The sequence below is a fragment of the Streptosporangium sp. NPDC049376 genome (assembly GCF_044466505.1).
GTDB lineage: Bacteria > Actinomycetota > Actinomycetes > Streptosporangiales > Streptosporangiaceae > Streptosporangium.
Map to the genome: position 1 here is coordinate 48,231 of NZ_JBITMT010000017.1, position 19,016 is coordinate 67,246.

14 protein-coding genes are annotated in these 19,016 nt (G+C 72.4%); 4 read left to right on the forward strand and 10 right to left on the reverse strand.

What is annotated here, in order from left to right:
* Positions 1-26 precede the first annotated feature (26 nt).
* Positions 27-584 (forward strand): class I SAM-dependent methyltransferase, encoded by a 558-nt coding sequence (locus tag ACIBVQ_RS31615; RefSeq protein ID WP_399181931.1) that lies wholly within the window; start codon positions 27-29, stop codon positions 582-584.
* Here the strand turns inward: ACIBVQ_RS31615 and ACIBVQ_RS31620 are convergent.
* The 3 genes from ACIBVQ_RS31620 to ACIBVQ_RS31630 form a co-directional block, all read right to left on the reverse strand.
* Positions 520-3,741, reverse strand: a complete 3,222-nt coding sequence (locus ACIBVQ_RS31620) for a lantibiotic dehydratase (protein ID WP_399181934.1) — start codon at positions 3,739-3,741, stop codon at positions 520-522. The two genes, ACIBVQ_RS31615 and ACIBVQ_RS31620, sit on opposite strands and share 65 nt — an antisense overlap.
* Positions 3,738-4,520, reverse strand: coding sequence for a cupin-like domain-containing protein (locus ACIBVQ_RS31625; protein ID WP_386196517.1), 783 nt, complete (start codon positions 4,518-4,520; stop codon positions 3,738-3,740). The genes ACIBVQ_RS31620 and ACIBVQ_RS31625 overlap by 4 nt, the downstream gene beginning before the upstream one ends.
* 92 nt (positions 4,521-4,612) lie before the next feature.
* Positions 4,613-4,771, reverse strand: coding sequence for a hypothetical protein (locus tag ACIBVQ_RS31630; protein WP_352013449.1), 159 nt, complete (start codon positions 4,769-4,771; stop codon positions 4,613-4,615).
* Positions 4,772-5,154: 383 nt separating this feature from the next.
* Here ACIBVQ_RS31630 and ACIBVQ_RS31635 point away from each other — a divergent pair, with 383 nt between their 5' ends.
* Complete coding sequence (locus tag ACIBVQ_RS31635; RefSeq protein WP_399182069.1) at positions 5,155-8,373, forward strand: BTAD domain-containing putative transcriptional regulator; 3,219 nt, start codon at positions 5,155-5,157, stop codon at positions 8,371-8,373.
* On the opposite strand, the gene ACIBVQ_RS31640 is transcribed toward ACIBVQ_RS31635, so the two are convergent.
* Positions 8,361-9,647, reverse strand: a complete 1,287-nt coding sequence (locus ACIBVQ_RS31640; RefSeq protein WP_399181937.1) for a serine hydrolase domain-containing protein — start codon at positions 9,645-9,647, stop codon at positions 8,361-8,363. The two genes, ACIBVQ_RS31635 and ACIBVQ_RS31640, sit on opposite strands and share 13 nt — an antisense overlap.
* A gap of 72 nt (positions 9,648-9,719) precedes the next feature.
* Positions 9,720-9,893: a hypothetical protein gene (locus ACIBVQ_RS31645; RefSeq protein WP_399181939.1), complete on the reverse strand. Its 174-nt coding sequence runs from the start codon at positions 9,891-9,893 to the stop codon at positions 9,720-9,722.
* 258 nt (positions 9,894-10,151) lie between these two features.
* Between ACIBVQ_RS31645 and ACIBVQ_RS31650 the strand changes: the two genes are divergently transcribed.
* Positions 10,152-11,381 (forward strand): erythromycin esterase family protein, encoded by a 1,230-nt coding sequence (locus tag ACIBVQ_RS31650; RefSeq protein WP_399181941.1) that lies wholly within the window; start codon positions 10,152-10,154, stop codon positions 11,379-11,381.
* Here the strand turns inward: ACIBVQ_RS31650 and ACIBVQ_RS31655 are convergent.
* The 5 genes from ACIBVQ_RS31655 to ACIBVQ_RS31675 form a co-directional block, all read right to left on the reverse strand.
* On the reverse strand, positions 11,341-13,689 hold the full coding sequence (locus ACIBVQ_RS31655) for a penicillin acylase family protein (RefSeq protein WP_399181943.1): 2,349 nt from the start codon (positions 13,687-13,689) through the stop codon (positions 11,341-11,343). The two genes, ACIBVQ_RS31650 and ACIBVQ_RS31655, sit on opposite strands and share 41 nt — an antisense overlap.
* Positions 13,686-15,980, reverse strand: coding sequence for an FtsX-like permease family protein (locus ACIBVQ_RS31660; protein ID WP_399181945.1), 2,295 nt, complete (start codon positions 15,978-15,980; stop codon positions 13,686-13,688). Before ACIBVQ_RS31660 ends, ACIBVQ_RS31655 begins: the two co-directional genes overlap by 4 nt.
* On the reverse strand, positions 15,977-16,693 hold the full coding sequence (locus tag ACIBVQ_RS31665) for an ABC transporter ATP-binding protein (protein WP_399181947.1): 717 nt from the start codon (positions 16,691-16,693) through the stop codon (positions 15,977-15,979). Before ACIBVQ_RS31665 ends, ACIBVQ_RS31660 begins: the two co-directional genes overlap by 4 nt.
* Positions 16,690-17,217, reverse strand: coding sequence for a PadR family transcriptional regulator (locus ACIBVQ_RS31670; RefSeq protein WP_352013441.1), 528 nt, complete (start codon positions 17,215-17,217; stop codon positions 16,690-16,692). The genes ACIBVQ_RS31665 and ACIBVQ_RS31670 overlap by 4 nt, the downstream gene beginning before the upstream one ends.
* Positions 17,218-17,282: 65 nt before the next feature.
* Entirely contained in the window at positions 17,283-18,068 is a 786-nt protein-coding gene (locus ACIBVQ_RS31675) for a helix-turn-helix domain-containing protein (RefSeq protein ID WP_399181949.1), read from the reverse strand.
* Positions 18,069-18,153: 85 nt separating this feature from the next.
* Here ACIBVQ_RS31675 and ACIBVQ_RS31680 point away from each other — a divergent pair, with 85 nt between their 5' ends.
* Complete coding sequence (locus ACIBVQ_RS31680; protein WP_399181951.1) at positions 18,154-19,011, forward strand: SDR family oxidoreductase; 858 nt, start codon at positions 18,154-18,156, stop codon at positions 19,009-19,011.
* Positions 19,012-19,016: the final 5 nt, after the last annotated feature.

The following is a 19,016-nucleotide window of genomic DNA, read 5'->3' on the forward strand; positions in this document are numbered from 1 at the left end:
GACGGAGATACGGTGTCGTCCGGACGATGCGGCTGGTCTCGCATGAGCTTCTGTTCGACGTCCGGCACGGGACCGACACCTCTCTGGAGCCGCCCGGCTGCGCGACCGCGCACGAGGGCACCAATCCGCTGCTCTTCGCGGAGATGCTGCGAAACACCCCGTTGACCACCGACGGGCGGGTGTTCGTGGATTTCGGGGCGGGAAAAGGACGGGTGCTCATGCTCGCCGCGAGACACGGTTTCGCCGCGGCGATCGGTGTGGAAGCGTCGCCGGAGCTGTGCGCGATCGCGAACGCGAACATCGCCAGGTTCGGCCGCCGCCGTCCCTGCGCGTTGAGCGTCACGTGCGCGGACGCCGGGTCCTTCGCCGTCCCGACGTCCGTGACCGTCGCCTACTTCTTCCATCCGTTCGGTGCCGAGACCATGCGCGCGGTCGTGGAGCGCATTCTCGAATCGCTCGCCGAGGCTCCCCGGGACTTCTACGTCATGTACCTCAACCCGCGGTACGCCGACATGTTCGTCACCGCTGGATTCGATGAGACCGGCCGGTGGCACGACGCGGTGCTTCTGTCGCGGCCTCGATGAGAGTCCGGGCCACGCGCGAGCGGTACCAGCGGCTGAGGAAGTCGTAGAGGACAAGTTCCTGGGCGCGCGCGGCGGCGGGCAGCATCCGGTTCGCGTGCATGTGCAGGAAGCTGCCGACGAGGGCGGTCGCATGACGGGTGAGCCGACCGGCCCCCGCACACGCCGCCAGGTCGCCGGCGATGGGACGCAACGCCTCGGAGCGTGCCCGGTACAGATGATCCGGTGCGGCCAGGAGCGACTCCAGTCGCGTCCGCTCCCGCCGGTAGCGGGCGCCGAGCCGGTGGGCGAAGGCGGTGTCGGCACCGAATTCGCGGCTGAAACGATCACGTGCCGCCGTACTGACGGAGAGCCGTCCGGCCAGGTCCAGGCCCAGATCGTCGAGCAGCCGGTCGAGACCGACCAGCGCCAGCCGCCAGCGTGCGTCCATGTCGCGGGGAGTCTCCCCGATCACCTTGAGCGCGGCGTCGCTGTCGGCGTGAAACAGCCGCTCGGCCAGAACGATCCCGTCGGCTCCGCCGTAGCGTTCGACCTCGCGTTCGTAGGTGTCCAGTTGGATCCGCCAGAGCGTGCCCTCGGCGTGGAACGGCGCGCAGGCGGCGAGCAGCGCGGGCAGCACCTCGTTCATCAGACGGCCGGGATCGCCGTGCAGCCGCAGCCGCAGATGCGGGTCGGGATCGGCGTACCGGACGAAGAACCAGCGGTCGACTGAGGCGTCGGACACCGCCGCGCGCACCAGGGGTCGCACGACCTGCTGGAGCATGGTGTCGGCACCGACCGGGCCGCTGTACAGCTTGGCGTAGAGCCAGGGCGATCCGGGCGGGAAACTTCGCGTGAGGGGCCTCTCCTGGCGCGCCGGGGCACCGGCAGTGGGCTCGGGAGCGCTCGTACGCAGGAACGGCACGATGATCTCGTGCGCGAAACGACCCTCCGGCCCCGTCGCGGGCACCTCGTCCGGCCCGAAGAACACTTCCTCAAGCCGCACCGGCCGGTGCTCACGGAACAGATGGACGGCCATGTCGGCGAAGAGCGGGTTGTCCAGGTCGATGGGCAGTCTCCGATCCGCGTCCACGACCGCGACCCATCGCGGCAGGCGAAGCAGGCGTCGCAGATCCTGCACCGCGGCGAAGCGGGCGGCGGCCGTCGGGCCCTCCAGGGACGCCAGTTGCGCGTCCGACAGACGCCAGCGGGCCCGGGACAGCACCAGCCGACCGGCGGTGACCCTCGGCAGATAGGGCGCGTCGTCCAGGCCTCCGAACGGGAAGGACAGCCCGCCCGCCCTCCCCTGGCGCTGCAGGTGGCACAGGAAGCGATACAAGGCCGGGCTGCCGGCTCCGTCGAAGCGGTGCGCGACCGTGAGCCGGGGCAGAACCTCGCGGCCGAGCGAACGCGAGCGAAGCACCACCCGCTCGCCGGTGACGGAGACCGTGAGGTCGTCGAGGGGCATTCGCCGCTCCGGCGCGGCCGGTCGGCCGAGGTAGACGATCTCGTACTCGCGAAGGCGCGGCCGGACCAGGACGTTGCCCACCTTGCCCGGCACGGGATGCACGATCTCCGCGTAAACCGCCTCCGGTCGCAGTGCCTCTTCGGCCCGTAGGTGCCGCTGCAGATGGCGGAGCAACCGGTCGTCACGCCGGCAGAACCGGCCCATCAGCGTTGTTCCGGACAGACCGCCCACCGCGGACAACATGATGCGGTAGCGTCCCGCGGCCACCTCGTCCTCGTCGGCCGCGATGATCGTGGCGACGACCCCGAAGGAGTCCGGCAGCGAGGCTGCCTCGCCTGCCTCCTCAAGGGCCCGCACCTCGGCTTCGCCCAGCGACAGCTCCGCCACGCCCGCGCATGCGGCTTCGGTCAGCCAGCGCGTGACAAGCGTGTCCCGCCTGCTGAGCCGAGTGTCCTCGGCCCGTGGAGGAGCCGGGAACGCCAGATCGTCCAGCAGCGGGGCCGGTGCCGCCCCGAACGGGCCGTCAGCGGGGAATCCGACACCGATCTCGTCGTCCAAGGCCTCGCACAGCGGCACCTCGCGCCGGTCGTACCGGTTGAGGAACGCCTCACGGAAGCGGGCCAGAGGGTCGCCGCGCCGCCCAGCGCCGACGCGGCGCAACAGACGCACCCCGCGTTCGATCTCCGCGAGCACGTCTCGTCCCAGTGTCGCCCTGGCGGGCTTCGTGAGATCGACGTGGAAGGAGACCGGGACCTCGGCCAGGGCCGGAAGCGCCGCGGCGACTTCGCGGTAACGCTCCGGATCGGCCCCCGGCGACGACTCGTCCAAACCCGCGAGCATGGTCCGGGCCCGGCGCAGGGCCGAGACGACCGGCCGGGCGCGCTCTCCGCCCGCCCGGTCCAGCCGGTCAAGGAGGTCGTCGACCGGCTCGGGCCCGCTCACCGTGGGACCGAGTTCGCAGACCAGGAGCTGCGCGTCGATCAGCCGGTCCACGAAGTCGAGCGCCTCGTCCCGGCCGACCTCGGGGTCGACGGCGCCGACGGCGCAGGCCAGCTCTCCGGGCAGGGCCCCGCCCGCGGCCCGCTCAAGCACGGCCTCCAGGTGGGCCGTCGGTTCGACGGCCACCAGATGGTACGACGTCCCGGCGCCGGCAGGGCGCGTCTCGGTGTACCTCAGACGCCCGGCCGCCCGGTAGACGCTGGAGTTCGGCAGATACCTGAGCCGCGGCCGCAGGGCCGGATCCCGCTGCAGGGACTCCGCCAGGGCAGCGAGATATCGGGCGTCCAAACTCGTGTGGCGGCGGTAGGCCTCCCGGCTCGCGAGGCACAGCCGGGTCTCCGCACCGACCGTCCCGAGCGAGCACCCGGCGAAAAGCCCGAACGGCGTCGGGCGCCCCGCCATGCGCGCGACATACCGAAGAAGACCATGGCCGATCCTGAGCCCGCCCCGCGGGTCACGCGCCCAGCCGTCCAGCCGCCCCTCCAGCGACGGCGAGGCCACCCACAGGGCCTCGCGCACATCGGGCCGCAGGCACAGCGCCCGCAGCCGGTCGAGGGCACGCGCGTGTTCCGCCGTCGCACGCTCGTGCGAGAAACCCGTCTCCACCAGGCCGTCACCGCCCAGCGCGGACAACGCGTCCAGCGGAAGGTACGGTGTGCGGAGCACGAAGAACTCCGCAGGCCGCCAGGCCGGCTCCTCCTCTGCACCCGTCATCCCCGCAGCAGCCGCCTCATCCGGGCCGACCCCCGCCGGAGCAGGAACCGCCACAGCGACGGCGTCATGACGCCCTGCGGAAACGGGCGCGGCCAGAAGAAGTTGACGTTCAGCGCCCACGGCGTCACCACCGTCACCTGGTGATACCAGCCGACCGGGATGTAGAGCGACTCACCCGGCCGCAGAGTGCACTGCCAGCCAGACGCCCGCCGTGCGAGCGGGAACCTGTCGAAGTCCGGAACGTTGGGGTCGAAGCGGCAGTGGGTGATCCGGGGAATGCGGTACACCAGCCGCGACTGCGAGGGCGGGAACAGAACGAAATGCTTGCGGCCGATCACCTGGACGTTGCAGTTGGGAGTCACATCGCAGTGCAGTCCGGAGGAGGTGCCCAGGACGCCGCACCACAGATTGGTGTCCACCGGGGAGGCGCGGAACCAGTCCGGGGCCGGCGCGTCGGCGGCGAGCCTCTCTGACAACTGGCTCAGCTTCGCGTCGAGGTAATAGGAGTCCTCGAAGCCGCTGGCGGCGACCGCCTTGGTGATGGCGCCGACGTCGGCGTGTCTTTCGGTGACAGGCCGTAGGTCGTGCGCGGTTTCCACCACCCAGTCCAGATAATCACCGAAAGACGTACGCCCGCCGCGGGCCAGATTCTGGAAAATATTGCTGGGTGGGCCGTTCGTCTCTCGCACGGCGACCTCACGGTGACCTGCCACGGACTTGAGGTAGGCGCTGTTCCAGCTCTTGACGGCCCGCCATCCGGAAACATTGTCCACGACCACCTGAGGAAGGCCGGCGAGGCGTGCCGGCCGGAAGTCACCACGTGAGACACGTGGAACCGGTTTCAGATTCAACGCCGACCCACCGTTTTCGTCTACTTGACCCGCTCGCCCTGAATCTCATGCTCGGAGCCGGCGTCGTCGCACGTCCACAGACTCCATCCCTGCGTGCTCAGGATGGGGTCATTGAGGTTGCGCACCGTCTCCCGGTCCAGTGAGAGTTTCTTCCGCGGCTTTTCCGCTGTTTCTTCCATGAATATCATCCTTTCTTGTTACGACGACCGAAGCCCGTCCCGGGACAATCCGGGCGTCCGGCTCCGTGCCAATTGCTTACCGGCTCCGCCGGTGCGGTTTCCCTTATGCCCTTCATTTCCTCGTGTTAATTGTGGTGACCGGTAAACAAACGGGCGGCGTTCGCAAACGGTCACCGGCCCCGGGAGCCCTCGAAGGGAGGCCGTTCCCGTCGGGCACCCGACGGCAGGCGGTTGTTCGCCGGAGCCAGGCGGAGGAGCGGGAGGCCGACCGGCGTCTTCGCCGAGAGACCCGACGCGGAGCCGTACGACAACGACCTGAGCGGGCATCGCCGACGCACGGTCCGGTTTACCGTCATCGGCGTACGCCTCAGGGGCCGGTCGTGATGTTCCGGTTTGGCAGACTGCTGGTCATGGCGAGTGAACGGGTGCGCGTCGGTGTCCTCGGCCCCCTGGTGCTGGACACCCCCTCCGGTCCCGCGCAGGTGGGAGGCGCGCGGCTTCGGGCGTTGCTGGCCCGGCTGGCGCTGGACGCCGGGCGTGCCGTACGGCCCGCGACCCTGACCGAGGCGCTGTGGGGCGAACCGTGGGGTGCGGAGGCGCCGGAGGACCCCCAGCGTGCGCTGCAGTCGCTGGTCTCCCGGCTGCGCCGTGTCCTGGGCGACCCCGGGCTGCTCACCCTGGGGCCCGCCGGATATCGGCTGGCCGTCGAGCCGGAGGCGGTCGACGCCGTCCGGTTCGAACGGCTGGCCCGCGAGGGGCGCGACTCGTACGCGCGGTCCCGGCCCGCCGAGGCCGCCGCGACCCTGCGCGAGGCCCTGGAACTGTGGCGCGGTCCCGCTCTGGTGGACGTGCGTGAGGCGCCGTTCGCCGACGCCGAGGCGGAGCGGTTCGAACGGGCCAGGCTGTCCGCCCTGGAGGACCGGATCGAGGCCGACCTCGCGCTGGGCGCGGAGCCCGGCCTTGTCGCCGAGCTTGAGTCGCTGACCGCCGCGCACCCGTTGCGGGAACGGCTGCACGCCCAGCTGATCCGGGCCCTGGCGCTGAACGGCCGGGGCGCCGAGGCCCTTGCCGCCTACCAGCGGATCCGTGACCTGCTCGCGGACGGTTTCGGCGGTGATCCGGGACCGCACCTTCAGCAGGCCCACCTGGCGGTGCTGCGCGGCACGTCTCCCGGCCCCCGCCGGTCGCACGGAAACCTGGACGTCCCGCTCACCAGCTTCGTCGGCCGCGACGAGGACGTCCGCCGGGTGGTCGGGTTGCTCGGCCGCGTCCGGCTGGTCACCCTGGTCGGCCCCGGCGGAGCGGGGAAGACCCGGCTGGCCAACGCCGTCGGCCGACGGCTCTCGCCGCCCGGCGGGGTGTGGTTCGTCCCGCTGGCCCCGGCCGCCGCGGACGACGTGCCCCGCGTGGTGCTCGACCTGCTGCGGAGCCGCCGGGAGGGTGTGCCGTCCCGGCCCGTCGCCCGGGAGGACGTCCCGGACCACCTGGCCGAGACGCTCGCGGACGACGACCTGGTGCTGGTGCTGGACAACTGCGAGCACGTGATCGAGGCCGTCGCGACGCTCGCCGGGACCCTGCTCGCCCGCTGTCCGGGCCTGCGGGTGCTGGCCACCGGCAGGCAACCCCTACGGATCGACGGTGAGACCCTGCATCCGGTGCTCCCGCTGGAACTCCCCGAACCTGGGGCGAGCCCCGAGCGGGCCCGTGCCTGCGCGGCGGTCCGCCTGTTCCACGACCGGGCCGCCGCGGTCCGGCCGGACTTCGCCCCCGAGGGTGGCGCGCTGACCGCGGTGACCGAGATTTGCCGCCGCTTGGACGGCCTCCCGCTGGCGATCGAACTGGCCGCGGCGCGGTTGCGCGCCCTGCCGGTCGAGGCGGTCGCGGCGCGGCTGGACGACCGCTTCCGGCTGCTCACCGGCGGCAGCCGTACGGCGTTGCCACGGCACAGGACGCTTGGCGCGGCGGTGGCCTGGAGCTGGGACCTGCTCGGCTCCGACGAGCGGACGCTGCTGGAACGGTTGTCGGTCGTGCCCGGCACCTTCGCCGAGGACACGGCGGAGGCCGTCGGCGGGCTGGGTGAGGTGCGGGAGTCGCTGGCGGCGCTGGTCGACAAGTCCCTGCTGCACCCGGTGGAGTCCGCCGACCCGGTCGAGCCGCGCTACCGCGTGCTGGAGACCATCAGGGAGTACGGCCTGGCGCGTCTGGCGGAGCGGGGCGAGGTGGAGGCCGTACGGGGGCGGCACGTCGCCTTCCTCCTGCGGACGGCCGAGTCCGCCGACCTGCATCTGCGCACCTCAGAGCAGCTTCGCTGGCTGGTACGGCTGTCCGCGGAGCGGGACAACCTGTCGGCCGCGATCCGCTGGGCGGCCGAGTCGGGCGACGCCGGTCTGGCGGTCCGGTTCGGCGTCGCGCTGTGCTGGTTCTGGTTCCTTCGGGACCATCCGCCGGAGTCACTCGACCTGCTCGACCGGGTGCTCCAGGTTCGTGGTCCGGCGGAGCCGCAGGCCCGCGCGCTGGTGGTCGTCGCGCACGCACTGGCCACCGTCGAGGCCGTCGGCGAGCCGGAGGAGGCGAAGGAGGCCTTCGACCGGATCGGGAAGGCGCTCGAAGAGGCCTCCGGCACCCACCCCGTCCTGAGGATGGCCCGGCTGGCGCTCGCCATAGGCGCGGGCGCACCGGACATCCCCGGTTCCCCCGACGAGGAGACCGATCCGTGGAGCCGGTCGCTGACCCTGCTGGTCCGGGGCGTGCTGGCCATGAACACCGGGCGGGCCGTGGAGGCGAGACATCTGTTGTCGCACGCGCTGACCGGTTTCGAGGAGCTCGGCGAGCGGTGGGGGCTGGCGACCACGATGAGCACCCTGAACTCGGCGGCGCAGCGGGCCGGCGAACCGGCCTCGCCCGTGCTGGCCGAGCGGGCCACCCGGCACTTCCAGGAGCTCGGCATGCCCGAGCACACGATGGAGAGTGAGGTCGCCACCGCGCTGCGTCTCGCCCAGACCGGTGACGCGGACGGCGGGCGACGGCTGCTGACGGACCTGCTCGCCCAGGCGGGCCGGGCCGGGTCTGCGGAGTCGCAGGCCCAGGTGTGTCTCGGCCTGGCGCGGCTGGAGTGGCAGGCCGGACGGCCGGGGGCCGCCCGCGAACACGCCGAGGCCGGTCTGACCGAGGCTCCGCCCGGCCGGGCGACCCCGCACCTGACCGCGTTGCTGCTGGCCGTACTCGCCCAGGTGGACGTCGCGGAGGGGGCGCCCGAAGAGGCGGCTCGTCGGCTCGACCACCCGGCGGTGCGCCTGACGCTGGCCTGGCACACGCCGGTCGCGGCCTCGATCGCGGTCGCGACCGCCGCGATCGAGCTGTGCCGGAACCGGGCGGAGCGGGCCGGACGGCTGCTCGGGGCCGCCGCCGTACTGCGGGGGCGGGACGATCCCGGTGACGCGGACGCGCGGACGGTCGAGCGGCGGGTCACCGCCGTCCTGGGAGCCGCCGGGTTCACGGCCGCCTACGCCGTGGGCGCGGCGGCCTCACGCGCGGAGGCCGAGCGGCTGGTGTCCTCGGTCGTCACCTCCGCCGGAGTCGGCCGTGCGGGTCAGCCGGTGTGAGCCGGGGCGGCTTTGCCGAACATGGCGCAGATCGCCGCGAGCTGGAACGCCTGGGCCGCCTTGGCGAGCTTCGGGTCGCTCCCGTACTCGGCCCAGGACTCCGCCAGGACGATGAGGGTCGCCGTACGGCCACCGGCGCGGTCGGTGACGTTGGTGGTGAGGTAGCCGGGGATGCCGCCGTCGTGGCCCCAGAACGTGCCGCACGGGGTGGCGCTGGTCTGGACGCCGAGCCCGTAGCCGGCACCGTCCGGTTCCCGGGGGTCGACCGGCACGGTGGCGCGCAGTTGCGCGAGCTGGGCGGCGGGCAGCAGCTTGCCGGACATCAGCGCGGTGGAGAAGCGGGCCCATTCCTGTGCGGTCGAGACCATCGCCCCGGCCGGTCCTCCCCACCCGGGGTCGTTGCCCGAGACGTCCACGTGCCCGTCGTGACGGGTCCCGGCGAAGTTCCTGAGCCCGGCGGGCACCGTCGGCGGCATGTGGGCGGCGTCCGGTTCGTAGCCGCGGGCGTACGGCCCGCGCCAGGTGGAGTCCGTGGCGTAGTAGGTGTGCCTGAGGCCGAGCGGCCGGGCGATCCGGTCCCGGACAAGGTTCGCCAGGCTCGTCCCGGTGACCCGTTCGAGAACGGCGCCGATCGCGGCGTAGTTGGTGTTGCTGTATGACCATTTCGTGCCGGGCGCGAACAGCGGGTCGTGCTTCACGCCCACGGCGAGCAGCTTCTCCGGGGTCCATCGCCGCCGGTCCCTGCCAAGGATCGACGGCCGGAGCGCGGGGTCCTCGGTGTAGTCGAACAGGCCGGCGGTGTGGTTCAGCAGCATGCGCAGCGTGATCGTCCTGCCGTTGGGCACCCTGCCCGGCAGCCACTTCTCCACCGGGTCGGACAGGGCGACCCTGCCCTCGGCGACCAGCTGCAGCACGAGTGTGGCCATCATGGTCTTGGTGTTGGACCCCATCCGGACCTCGTCCCCCGCCTTGAGCAGGTGGTCCTTCCTCGTCCAGGAGGCCTGTTCGGCGATCTCGACCGGTCGGCCGTCGCCGTCGTCGATCCGTGCGATCACGCCGGGCGCTCCGGCGGCGACCAGTTCGTGTGCCAGCCGCCTCAGCTGGGTGCTTCGCGCCTCGTCACCGGTCTGGGAGGCGCTGCTCTGGGTCGCGGCGGCCGGGGACGCCAGGGCCACGGAGTTCGCGGCCAGGCTCGCCGCCAGCGCGAGCGCGGCGGCCACGCGCGGGCGGCGGCGCCGTACGGCACGGTCGTGCGGGAGGAGATGACGGGGCATCGGACTGTTCCTTTCGAGGATGGACGTCCCCACCCTCGGCCCCTCCGCGCACAGACCGCACTCAGTGCGCTGTCAGCCGTCTGTCACGCCGCCTTCCTCCAGGCCGTCCGCCTGGCCGTCCCCCGGGTTGTCCGTCAGGAGGAAGGGAGCCGTGACCGACCAGAACTCCTCCGGTTTGAGGCTGTGCACGCGGTGCCCGGCGTCCTCGACGGTCACCAGGCGGCAGTCGCCGATGATCTCGCACACCCCGGCCAGCGCGTCCCGCGAGACGTGGCTGCTCGGCCCGCCGCCGACCAGCAGCGTGGACGCGCTGGCGGCCTTCAGCTTTTCCCACCAGAGGGGCTGTGGGGTCCTGAACTCCGTGATGAGGCGACCGGTTGGGTACCGGCCGGGCCACGCCCCGCACAGGGAAGGGCCTTGAGCCCGCTTTGAGGGTTTCCCTCCAAGGACCCTGCCATTGTCGTGAAAAGTCTCAACAGAGTGATCAACGATACCGTTTAAGGCATGGTTGCTGATGTCAGGGGCGTCGTGCGTCCCGTGGAGTCCGTCATGGGGCTGTTCCCCTCCCCGCCACGGCTGCTCGCCCTCGGGGAGCCGACCCACGGCGAGGATGTCCTGCTCGATCTGCGCAACGACCTCTTCGAGCGGCTCGTCGAACAGGAGGGTTACCGGACGATCGCGATCGAGAGCGACTGCCTGGCGGGGCTGGTCGTCGACGACTACGTCACCGGGGGCGCGGGCACTCTCGACGAGGTCATGGAACGCGGATTCAGCCACGGCTTCGGCGCGTCCCCGGCCAACCGCGAACTCGTGCGCCGGATGCGCGCCCACAACGAAGACAGGCCCGCCGCCGAACGACTGCGTTTCGCCGGGTTCGACGGCCCGCTGGAGATCAGTGGCGCCGCGAGCCCCCGGCCCGCCCTCACCGCGCTCCACACCTACCTCGCGGCCCGGGTGGACGCCTGCCTGCTCGCCTGCACCGGGGAGACCCTCGACCGGTTGCTCGGCGCCGACGAACGGTGGACCGACCCCGCCGCGATGATGGACCCGTCCCACTCGGTCGGACGGTCCGAGGAGGCCGTACGGCTGCGGCTGCTCGCCGACGACCTGGTCGCGCTGCTCGACGCGCAGACGCCGGACCTGATCGCGGCGTCATCGCGGGAGGAGTGGGAGCGGGCGCGCCTGTGCGGGCGCACCGCGACCGGCCTGCTGCTCTACCACTCCTGGATGGCCGACACCTCGCCGGGCCGGATGACGAGGCTGATCGGCCTGCGCGACGCGATGATGGCCGCCAACCTCCTCGCTCTCGCCGAACGGGGGCCGGTACTGGTCCACGCCCACAACCGTCATCTCCAGCGGGAGCGGAGCACGATGCGACTGGGTGCCCTGAACCTGGAGTGGTGGAGCGCGGGCGCCCTCGTGAGCGCGCGCCTGGGAGAGGAGTACGCCTTCCTCGCGACGGCTCTCGGCACGCTCCGGCACCGGGGGGTGGGCACCCCTCCTCCGGAGACCGTCGAGGGCCTGCTGTACGGGCTCTCCGAAGAGCGGTCCGTCGTCGGCGCCCGTGACCTGGTCTCCGCCCTCGGGGACACACGGCTCACCCCCCGTGTGTCCCCATATTTCGGTTATTTCCCCCTGGATCCGGCCCATCTGGCGGACAACGACGGGATCGTGTTCGTCAGGAACCTGGGACCTACCGCAACGACGTCGTCGTCAGCTCCGGACACGCCCTGATCTCGGCCTCGGTGAACCGTTCCGTCACCCACAGGCCGCGGGAGAACAGCTCGGTCTGGTCGGTGTGGTGTGGCGAGGCCGGGTTGGCCGACAGCGAGTACGTCAGCACGGTACGGGTGCGCGGCCCGGCCGGCGTCAGCTCCACGGCGATCAGGAAGCTGGAGCCGGTGTTCACGTCCGGGTAACGCCCTTGCTCACCCAGCGGGCCGCCGGTGCGAATCCGGTCGAAGCACCCCTCCCCCTCTGTACAGCCCGGCACCGGGACGGCGCCGTAGCGCTGGGCCTGACCCGGCGTGAGCGTCAGCGGGAGGTCGTTGGCGGTGAAGAACCGTACGGCGTCGGCCAGCGCGGTCGCCACCAGCGGGTCGGCGACGTCGAGTCCGCGTGGCGTGGTGAGCGGGTGCGCGGGGTCGAACGGCACCTTCCACCAGCTCTTCCGTGGGTCAGCCGCCTCTGACCGTCTGTGCGGGCGGTTCAGGTTCTGCAGGAACTCACGCCACAGGACGGCACCACGGCTGTCGAGGCGGGCCCGTCCGTCCCAGGCCGCCAGCGTGGCGCAGGCCCGGCGGACGTCGACCTTCCCACCGTCGCTCGCGGTCATCACCGGCCTGACCCGGCACAGCGCGCGCAGGTCCGGGCGGAGCAGTTCGGCGCTCAGGTTGCGCTTGCCGACGGCCGTCCGCTGCAGGGTCTCCAGCGTGAAGCCGGGGGCGCCGAGCCCGTCGCCGCCAGAAAGCCGCTGGGCGACCATGTCGAGGCCGACCCGGGTGCGCAGGTCCCGTTCGGTACGGACGTCACCGTAGACGCGCGGATAGCCGGTGAGCGGGGCCTTCGGATTGGTCAGCCAGGGGCTCGCGTTGGCGTTGGTCACGTAGTCGGCGCGGGTCAGCCTGGGCTGGGCGGCGGGGCCGAAGACGCCCGGTTCGATCGCGTCCGCGTCCCGGCCCCACAGACACGCCGATGTGGAGCCGTCCAGGACGAGCGCCTCGGGGTCGTCCCCGGCGCGACAGCGTTCGGCCTGTTCGTCGGTGACGTGCGGCACGACCGAGGCGTCGGCGAAGTACGTCTCACCCCTGGAGTCGGCGGCGAGTGTGTAGACGAAGGGCATGCCCTGGTAGGTGTCCTGTGCCCGGCGCAGTTCGGTGAGGTCGCGGGCGGCGCCCATGGCCAGCCACTCGTCGGCGAAGCGCAGGTTGGCGGCGTTGACGTCGGCCAGGGCGAGCGCCTCCTTCCCGGTCCAGCCGGTGGCCAGCACCGGGCCGTACCTGGAGGTGTACAGGGTGGTGGTGACGGCGCGGGTCCCGCCCCGGGCGTCCCGGACGGTGACCGACACCTCCTGCCTGCCCATCGGCTCCGGCCGCCCGTCGACCAGGTAGGAGGTGCGCAGGCCCGGAGCCAGTTCGAGCCGGTACAGCGTGAACCGCTGGGCGTGGGAGACGGTGTGCGTCCAGGCCACGGTGGCGTTGTGGCCGATCTGGACCATGGGCGTGCCGTACAGGCTGCCGCCCGACACGTCGAGCACACCCGGGATGGTCAGGTGGACCTGGTAGAAACGGCGGCTGCCGTTCCACGGGAAGTGGGGGTCGCCCAGCAGCATGCCGACGCCGTCACGGGTGGCCTCGCGCCCGATGGCGTAGGCGTTGCTGCCGGGGGCGGACGGCCCTCTCCTGACCGGCCGGTCCTCTCCCTGCTCCGACGTCCGTCCCGAGGCGGCGATGGCCTCCTTGAACGAGGAGCCGCCGCCCAGCCGGGCGAGGTCGAGCAGGTTCGTCCAGACATCTGTGGCCGTGATGGGCCCGACCCATTCCTTGCCCCGGCAGGTGGGGTCGGGCAGCCGGTCCACACCCGTCTCGCCCAGGTACCGGTTGAACCCGGCGACGTAACCGTCCACGAGGGCGCGCAGCTCGGCTCCGGGGCCGTGCGGCGCGGGCCGGGCGAGTATCCGGCGTAACGTGCCCGACGCCTGGATCCCCTTGTAGTACACGTCGCTGGCCAGGTTGGAGACCGGGTCGATCGGGTCGTCGGACATCGCCTCCGCGCCGAAGTACCGCGAGCGTTCGCCGCGCAGGGTGAGCACCCACGAGGCCATGACGCACAGGTTGTCCTGCGCGAAGGCGTAGCCGTGGCCGTAGCCGAGACCGCCGTGGTCCTTCGCCTGGATGTGCGGGATGCCGTACTCGGTACGCCTGATGTCGGCGGAGTAGCGGCCCTCCTCCGCCCGCACCGGCGCGGGCACCGCCACGAGAAGCGCACCGGTCAGCGCTGCCAGGAGCGGTACGGCCAGCCGCCGAATACGTGTGATGATCATCGGGGGTCCTGTTCGAAGTGGGCGTTGTCGGGCGCGGTCACACGCTTGAGCAGTGGCAGGCCGGCGAGGATCACCAGCAGGGCGGCCAGCAGACCGCCGCCGACGGTCAGGAAGTAGGCGGGGCCCGGCAGCGCCACCGACACGTTCCTGATCGCCAGCCGGTCGATCAACGGCTTGGCCACACCGAGGCCCGCGGCGGCGGCCACCAGGGCGGCCAGTACCACGGGGGCCGCCGTCTCCAGCAGCACCACCCTGGACAGGGTCCGTGTCGGCGTGCCGCCCAGCCGCAGCAGGGTGAACGGCTGCCTGCGCTCGACCACCCCTCCCGCGACCGAGACCAGCAGACCGCATCCCGCCACCAGCAGGGTCAGCGAGACGACGGCCAGCGCGGCGCGTTCCGCCTGTTCCAGCAGCACCGCGCGGGCCTGGGCGACCTCGGCGAACGTCTGCGGCGTCTCGGTACTGCCGGAGGCGGCGACGTACGGGGTGAGCAGCGTGCGGACTCGTTCACGGACGGCCGGGTCCTCCACGCGGACCAGTACCGCCGCCAGGGGAAGGCCCGCGGAGGCGGCGGAGGTGTCGGGGCTGTCGGTGTCCACGATCGGCAGGTGACGATCGACGGCGAGCATGTTGTCGCCGGTCAGCAGCCGGTTGAAGTCGGCCTTCACCTCGCGGACGCCGGGGGCGCACCGGCCGAGCGCCGAGAAAGTGGTCAGGGCGTCGCAGCCGACCACGTGCCCGAGCAGGAAGTCGGGCCGGCAACCGGGCCCCGGGTCGCACGGCGGCGGCCCGTCCGGTCTGGGCGGCGCATCGGTCCTGCGGTAGACCGGCAGCACGGTGACGCCGGGCTGGGCGCGTATCCCGGCCAGCAGCCCGGCCGCCGTGTCCGGCGGCAGCGGCAGGCCGTCGGCGGCCTCACCGTACCCGAAGGAGGCCCGCATGACCTCGTTCAGCGTGCCGCCTCCCGCCGCCTTCTGGCCGGAGACGACCGCGGGGACGACACCGGCGACGGCCGTGCCGATGAAGACGGCCAGCACGATGCCGTTCACCGACCGGAAGGCCCCCTTCGGGTCGGCCGCCAGTCGTCGCGCGGCCAGCAGTGTCGCCGCTCCCGAGGTGACACGGGCGGTCAGTCGCGCGGCCAGCAGCGTCAGCCACGGCCCGGCGACCACGAGGCCGACCATGATCAGCGCCAGGCCCACGTCGACGAGCACCGTGTCCGGGTCCCCGCCCTTGGCGAACACCGGCCCCGCGAACAGCCCCAGCCCGGCCGGCAGCGGAAGCGTCCGCCACCATCCCGGGGCGGAGGCCCGCACCCGGCGCGCCGTACCGAGCGGGGTGATCCGCACCCGGCGCAGCGACCACAGGGCGGCCCCGACGGCGGCGAGCGGCACACCGACGAGCACGGCGGCGTACTGCGGCCCGGTCGGCGCGACCGTTTCGGGGAAGAAACGGGAACCGGTGACCGTGACGCCCGCCAGGACCGGCCGCACCACCTGGAAGAGAAGGACGCCGACGATCGCACCCGCCGCCGCGCCGAGCGCCGCGTCCGCCGACGCGATCGCGTTGATCTGCCGCGCTGTGGCGCCCGCCAGCCTGATCGCCGCGAAACGCGCCTCACGACGGGCCGCGGCCAGGCGGGTGGCGGTGCCGATGAGGACGAGCAGCGGGAAGATCAGGCCGACCGCGGCGATGCCGAAGCCGTGCTCGTACAGGGCGGTGGTCTCGTCGTCGGCGGGGGTGGTGGCGACGGTGTCGACGGCCGTCGTTCCGGCCATGGCGGCCAGTTCCGCCGGGGTACGGCCCACGACGACGACCAGGTCGTCGGGGCCGGACAGCGCCGCCGGCCCGATCAGGCCCGCTCGGGCGCCCGGGAAGCGGCTGGCGAGTTGCTCGCGCGGTACGGCGTCGACCAGTTCGGCGAGCGCGGGTGAGAGGTGGTACCGCCCGGCTGCGGGCAGGGCGGTGAGGCCGGGCACGGTCGACGTGGCCGTTCCCCGGTCGAGGACGGCGACGTCGAGCCGTTTGATCGGGCGGCCCGCGTAGACGTCCCGGCGGTGGTTCCACAGCACGGCGCCCGGGGTGGCGCCCAGCGCCCAGCCGCCTGGCGCGGAGCCGGTCGTGCACTCCCAGCACGGGCGGTTCGCGGTGGTCCTGAAGGCGTTGAACAGCGCCACCGTGCCCAGCAGCACCGTCACCCCCATCGCGACGGCGACGGTGACGAGCGCCAGCCTGACGGCGGCCTGCCCGCCGCCGCGCAGCGACAGCCGCAGGCCGAGCAGGAACGTCATCGGACGGCCTCGCTCGCGTAGGGGTCGGTGACCTTGCCGTCGCGCACCACGACCTCCCGGTCCGCGCAGGCGGCGACCCGGGCGTCGTGGGTGACCACGATCACGGTCACGCCCTCCTCGCGGGCCAGGCCGACGAGCAGTTCCATGACCTGCTCGCCGGAGAGGGAGTCGAGCGCGCCGGTCGGCTCGTCCGCGAAGATCACCTTGGGCCGCGTCACCAGGGCCCTGGCGATCGCCACCCGTTGTGCCTGCCCTCCGGACAGTTCACCGGTGCGCCGCTCCCCCAGGTCGTCCAGTTTCAGCCGCAGCAGCGCCTCCCCCGCCCGCCGGTAGGCCTGTTTGCGCCGGGTTCCGCTGAGCAGCAGCGGCAGCGCGACGTTGTCGGCCACCGTGAGCTCCGGCACGAGCTGGCCGAACTGGATGACGAAGCCGAACGCCGTACGGCGCAGCTCGGAACGTCTGGCGTCGTTGAGGAGGTCCAGTCTCCGCCCGTCGAACCAGACCTCTCCCGTGTCGGGGGTGAGGATGCCCGCCAGGCAGTGCAGAAGGGTGGATTTTCCAGAACCACTCGGCCCCATGATCGCCAGGATCTCCCCCGCCGCCACGGACAGGCTCGCCGCGCGCAGCGCCGGTGTCCGGCCGTGGGCACGGTCCACGGAACGGGCTTCGAGCAGTGGGCCTGGAACGGGAACGGCGTCGATGGCGGCGGTCATGCGTTGCGCACCGTTTCCGCCAGTGCGCCGAGCCGGGCCGTGGTCACGTCGATCCAGCGCAGGTCGGCCTCAAGGTGGAACAGGGCGTGGTCGGCCAGCAGGGTGTCCACGAGGGCGTCACCGCGTTTGATCTCCGACAGTTCGCGCATGCGCCGCATGTGCGTGGCGCGCTGGGCGTCGAGGTAGCCCTGCGCGTCCTGGCCGAGCAGCAGGGCCAGCACGACCTTCGTGAACAGGACGGTCTGCAGGAACGGCTCGGCCGCCACCGGTTCGGCGAGCCACACCGCCACCTCCTGGCTGCCGAGCGGGGTGATCGCGTAACGCTTGCGGTCGGGGCCGTCACCCGGCTCGCTCTGACCGGCCGTGACCTTGCCGTCCCTGGCCAGGCGGCCGAGCGTCGAGTAGACCTGCCCGAAGGGCAACGGCTTGCCCCTGCCGAAGTAGGTGTCGTAGGCGCGTTTCAGGTCGTATCCGTAGCTGGGCTCACGATCCAGCAGGCCCAGGAGGGCCAGGGGGACTGTCATGGAGCCTGACTATATACCGGGGGTATATACGCGGTGCATAAGGAAACACGGGCGGGGTCGACAGGTCAGCAGGGCTGGAGGGCGGGGAGACGGCCCTCGAAGAAGGCGGCCGGGGTGACGCCCATCAACGTACGGAACTCGGCCGTCATGTGGGACTGGTCGTAGTAACCGGTGGCCGCGGCCAGGCGGGCCCAGCGGGGACCGTCGACACAGGCCAGGCAGAGGGCCGCACGGAGGCGTTCGATGCGTTCGAAGTGTTTGGGTGACAGGCCCACCGCGTCGGCGAACAGGGCGCGCAGGTGCCGTTCGCTGACGGCGAGGTGACGGGCGATGACGGGCAGCGGTTCGTGCCGTCCACCCCTGCGTCCGCGCAGCGCCCGGGCCGCGGCCCGGACCAGCGCGCCCCGCGCCCCGTCCCCCGGTGCCCGGGCGGACAGCGCCGCCTCCAGATGCCCGAGCACGAGGCCGTCGTCACCGGCCGCCTCCGTCAGCTCCTCCTGCAGCCGGTCGGAGGAGGCGCCCCACAGTTCCCCGAGGCCGACCACCCGGTCCACGACCTCGCTCACCGGGACGCCGAGCAACGGCCGGGCGGCACCGGGACGCAGCCGCAACCGCAGGCCGTACGGGATGTCCTTGCCCGCGTGGTACGAGGCGCGGGTACGCGGGCCGACCACGAGCAGGTCGCCGCGCCCCGCCGGGGTCGTCCGGAAGACCAGGGAGGTGTCGGTTTCGGGGACGTGCACGAGCGGAAGCCGCCCTCCCCGTACGGAATCGCCCGCCCGCAGCGCGCTCACCGCCCTGACCAGCGACCGCAGGCCGTACGGCACGGCCATCGGGACCTCGATGCTCACCACCTCACGCTAGCCGGGCCGCAGGGCGGGCAGGCGTGCCGAAAACTCCTATAGGGGCTGGTGGGCGGGGCGCCAGGGTTGGCGCATGATTCTTGTCACGGGTGCCACGGGCACGGTCGGCGGTGAGGTGGTCCGATTGCTGGCGGGCCGGGGAGAACGCGTCCTGGCGATGACGCGGGAACCGGCGAAGGTCGAGGAGTCGCCGGGGGTGGAGGTCGTCCGGGGGGATTTCGACGATCCGGCGTCACTGGCCGGGGCGACGCGCGGTGCCGACGCGTTGTTCCTGCTCAGCGCCCCCGGCCCGTGGGTCGCCCGGCACGACGAGGCGATGGTCGCGGCGGCGCGGGCCGAGGGGGTGCGGAAGGTGGTGAAGGTCTCGGCCATCGGCACGGGAGAGGAACGCGAAGGTGTCACGGTAGGAGACTGGCATCTGGCCGGGGAGCGGGCGCTGCGCTCGGGTGAGCTCGACTGGACGATCCTGCGGCCGTCGAGCTTCGCCTCCAACGCCCTGGGCTGGGCTCCCCAGGTCCTGCGGGGGCAGCCGGTGCCGAACACGATGGGCGACGGCAGGCAGGGGGTCGTCGACCCGCGGGACGTGGCCGAGGTGGCGGTGACGGCGCTGACGTCCGAGGAGCACGTACGGGCCGTTCTCACACTGACCGGGCCGGAACTGCTCAGCGTCCCGGACATGGCGAAGGTACTGGGCGAGACGCTCGGGCGGACCGTCGAGACGGTCGAGGTGCCGCTGGAGGTCTACCGCGAGAGCCTGATCGCCGCCGGAGTGGATCCCGGGTTCGCGGACATCGCGGTCGACGGCTCCCGGACGGTGGCGCGGGGCGGCAACGCCCGGCTCACCGGTGACGTCGAGCGGGTGCTGGGCCGCGCGCCCCGCACGTTCGCCACCTGGGCGGCCGACCACCGGGCCGCCTTCGTCTCCGGCTGAACCCG

What these genes read in the sequence shown, in the direction of transcription:
- ACIBVQ_RS31615 (WP_399181931.1), top strand. Translation starts at nt 27, where the DNA reads ATGCGGCTGGTCTCGCATGAGCTTCTGTTCGACGTCCGGCACGGGACC.
- ACIBVQ_RS31620 (WP_399181934.1), bottom strand. Translation starts at nt 3,741, where the DNA reads ATGACGGGTGCAGAGGAGGAGCCGGCCTGGCGGCCTGCGGAGTTCTTC.
- ACIBVQ_RS31630 (WP_352013449.1), bottom strand. Translation starts at nt 4,771, where the DNA reads ATGGAAGAAACAGCGGAAAAGCCGCGGAAGAAACTCTCACTGGACCGG.
- ACIBVQ_RS31635 (WP_399182069.1), top strand. Translation starts at nt 5,155, where the DNA reads ATGTTCCGGTTTGGCAGACTGCTGGTCATGGCGAGTGAACGGGTGCGC.
- ACIBVQ_RS31640 (WP_399181937.1), bottom strand. Translation starts at nt 9,647, where the DNA reads ATGCCCCGTCATCTCCTCCCGCACGACCGTGCCGTACGGCGCCGCCGC.
- ACIBVQ_RS31650 (WP_399181941.1), top strand. Translation starts at nt 10,152, where the DNA reads ATGGTTGCTGATGTCAGGGGCGTCGTGCGTCCCGTGGAGTCCGTCATG.
- ACIBVQ_RS31655 (WP_399181943.1), bottom strand. Translation starts at nt 13,689, where the DNA reads ATGATCATCACACGTATTCGGCGGCTGGCCGTACCGCTCCTGGCAGCG.
- ACIBVQ_RS31660 (WP_399181945.1), bottom strand. Translation starts at nt 15,980, where the DNA reads ATGACGTTCCTGCTCGGCCTGCGGCTGTCGCTGCGCGGCGGCGGGCAG.
- ACIBVQ_RS31665 (WP_399181947.1), bottom strand. Translation starts at nt 16,693, where the DNA reads ATGACCGCCGCCATCGACGCCGTTCCCGTTCCAGGCCCACTGCTCGAA.
- ACIBVQ_RS31670 (WP_352013441.1), bottom strand. Translation starts at nt 17,217, where the DNA reads ATGACAGTCCCCCTGGCCCTCCTGGGCCTGCTGGATCGTGAGCCCAGC.
- ACIBVQ_RS31680 (WP_399181951.1), top strand. Translation starts at nt 18,154, where the DNA reads ATGATTCTTGTCACGGGTGCCACGGGCACGGTCGGCGGTGAGGTGGTC.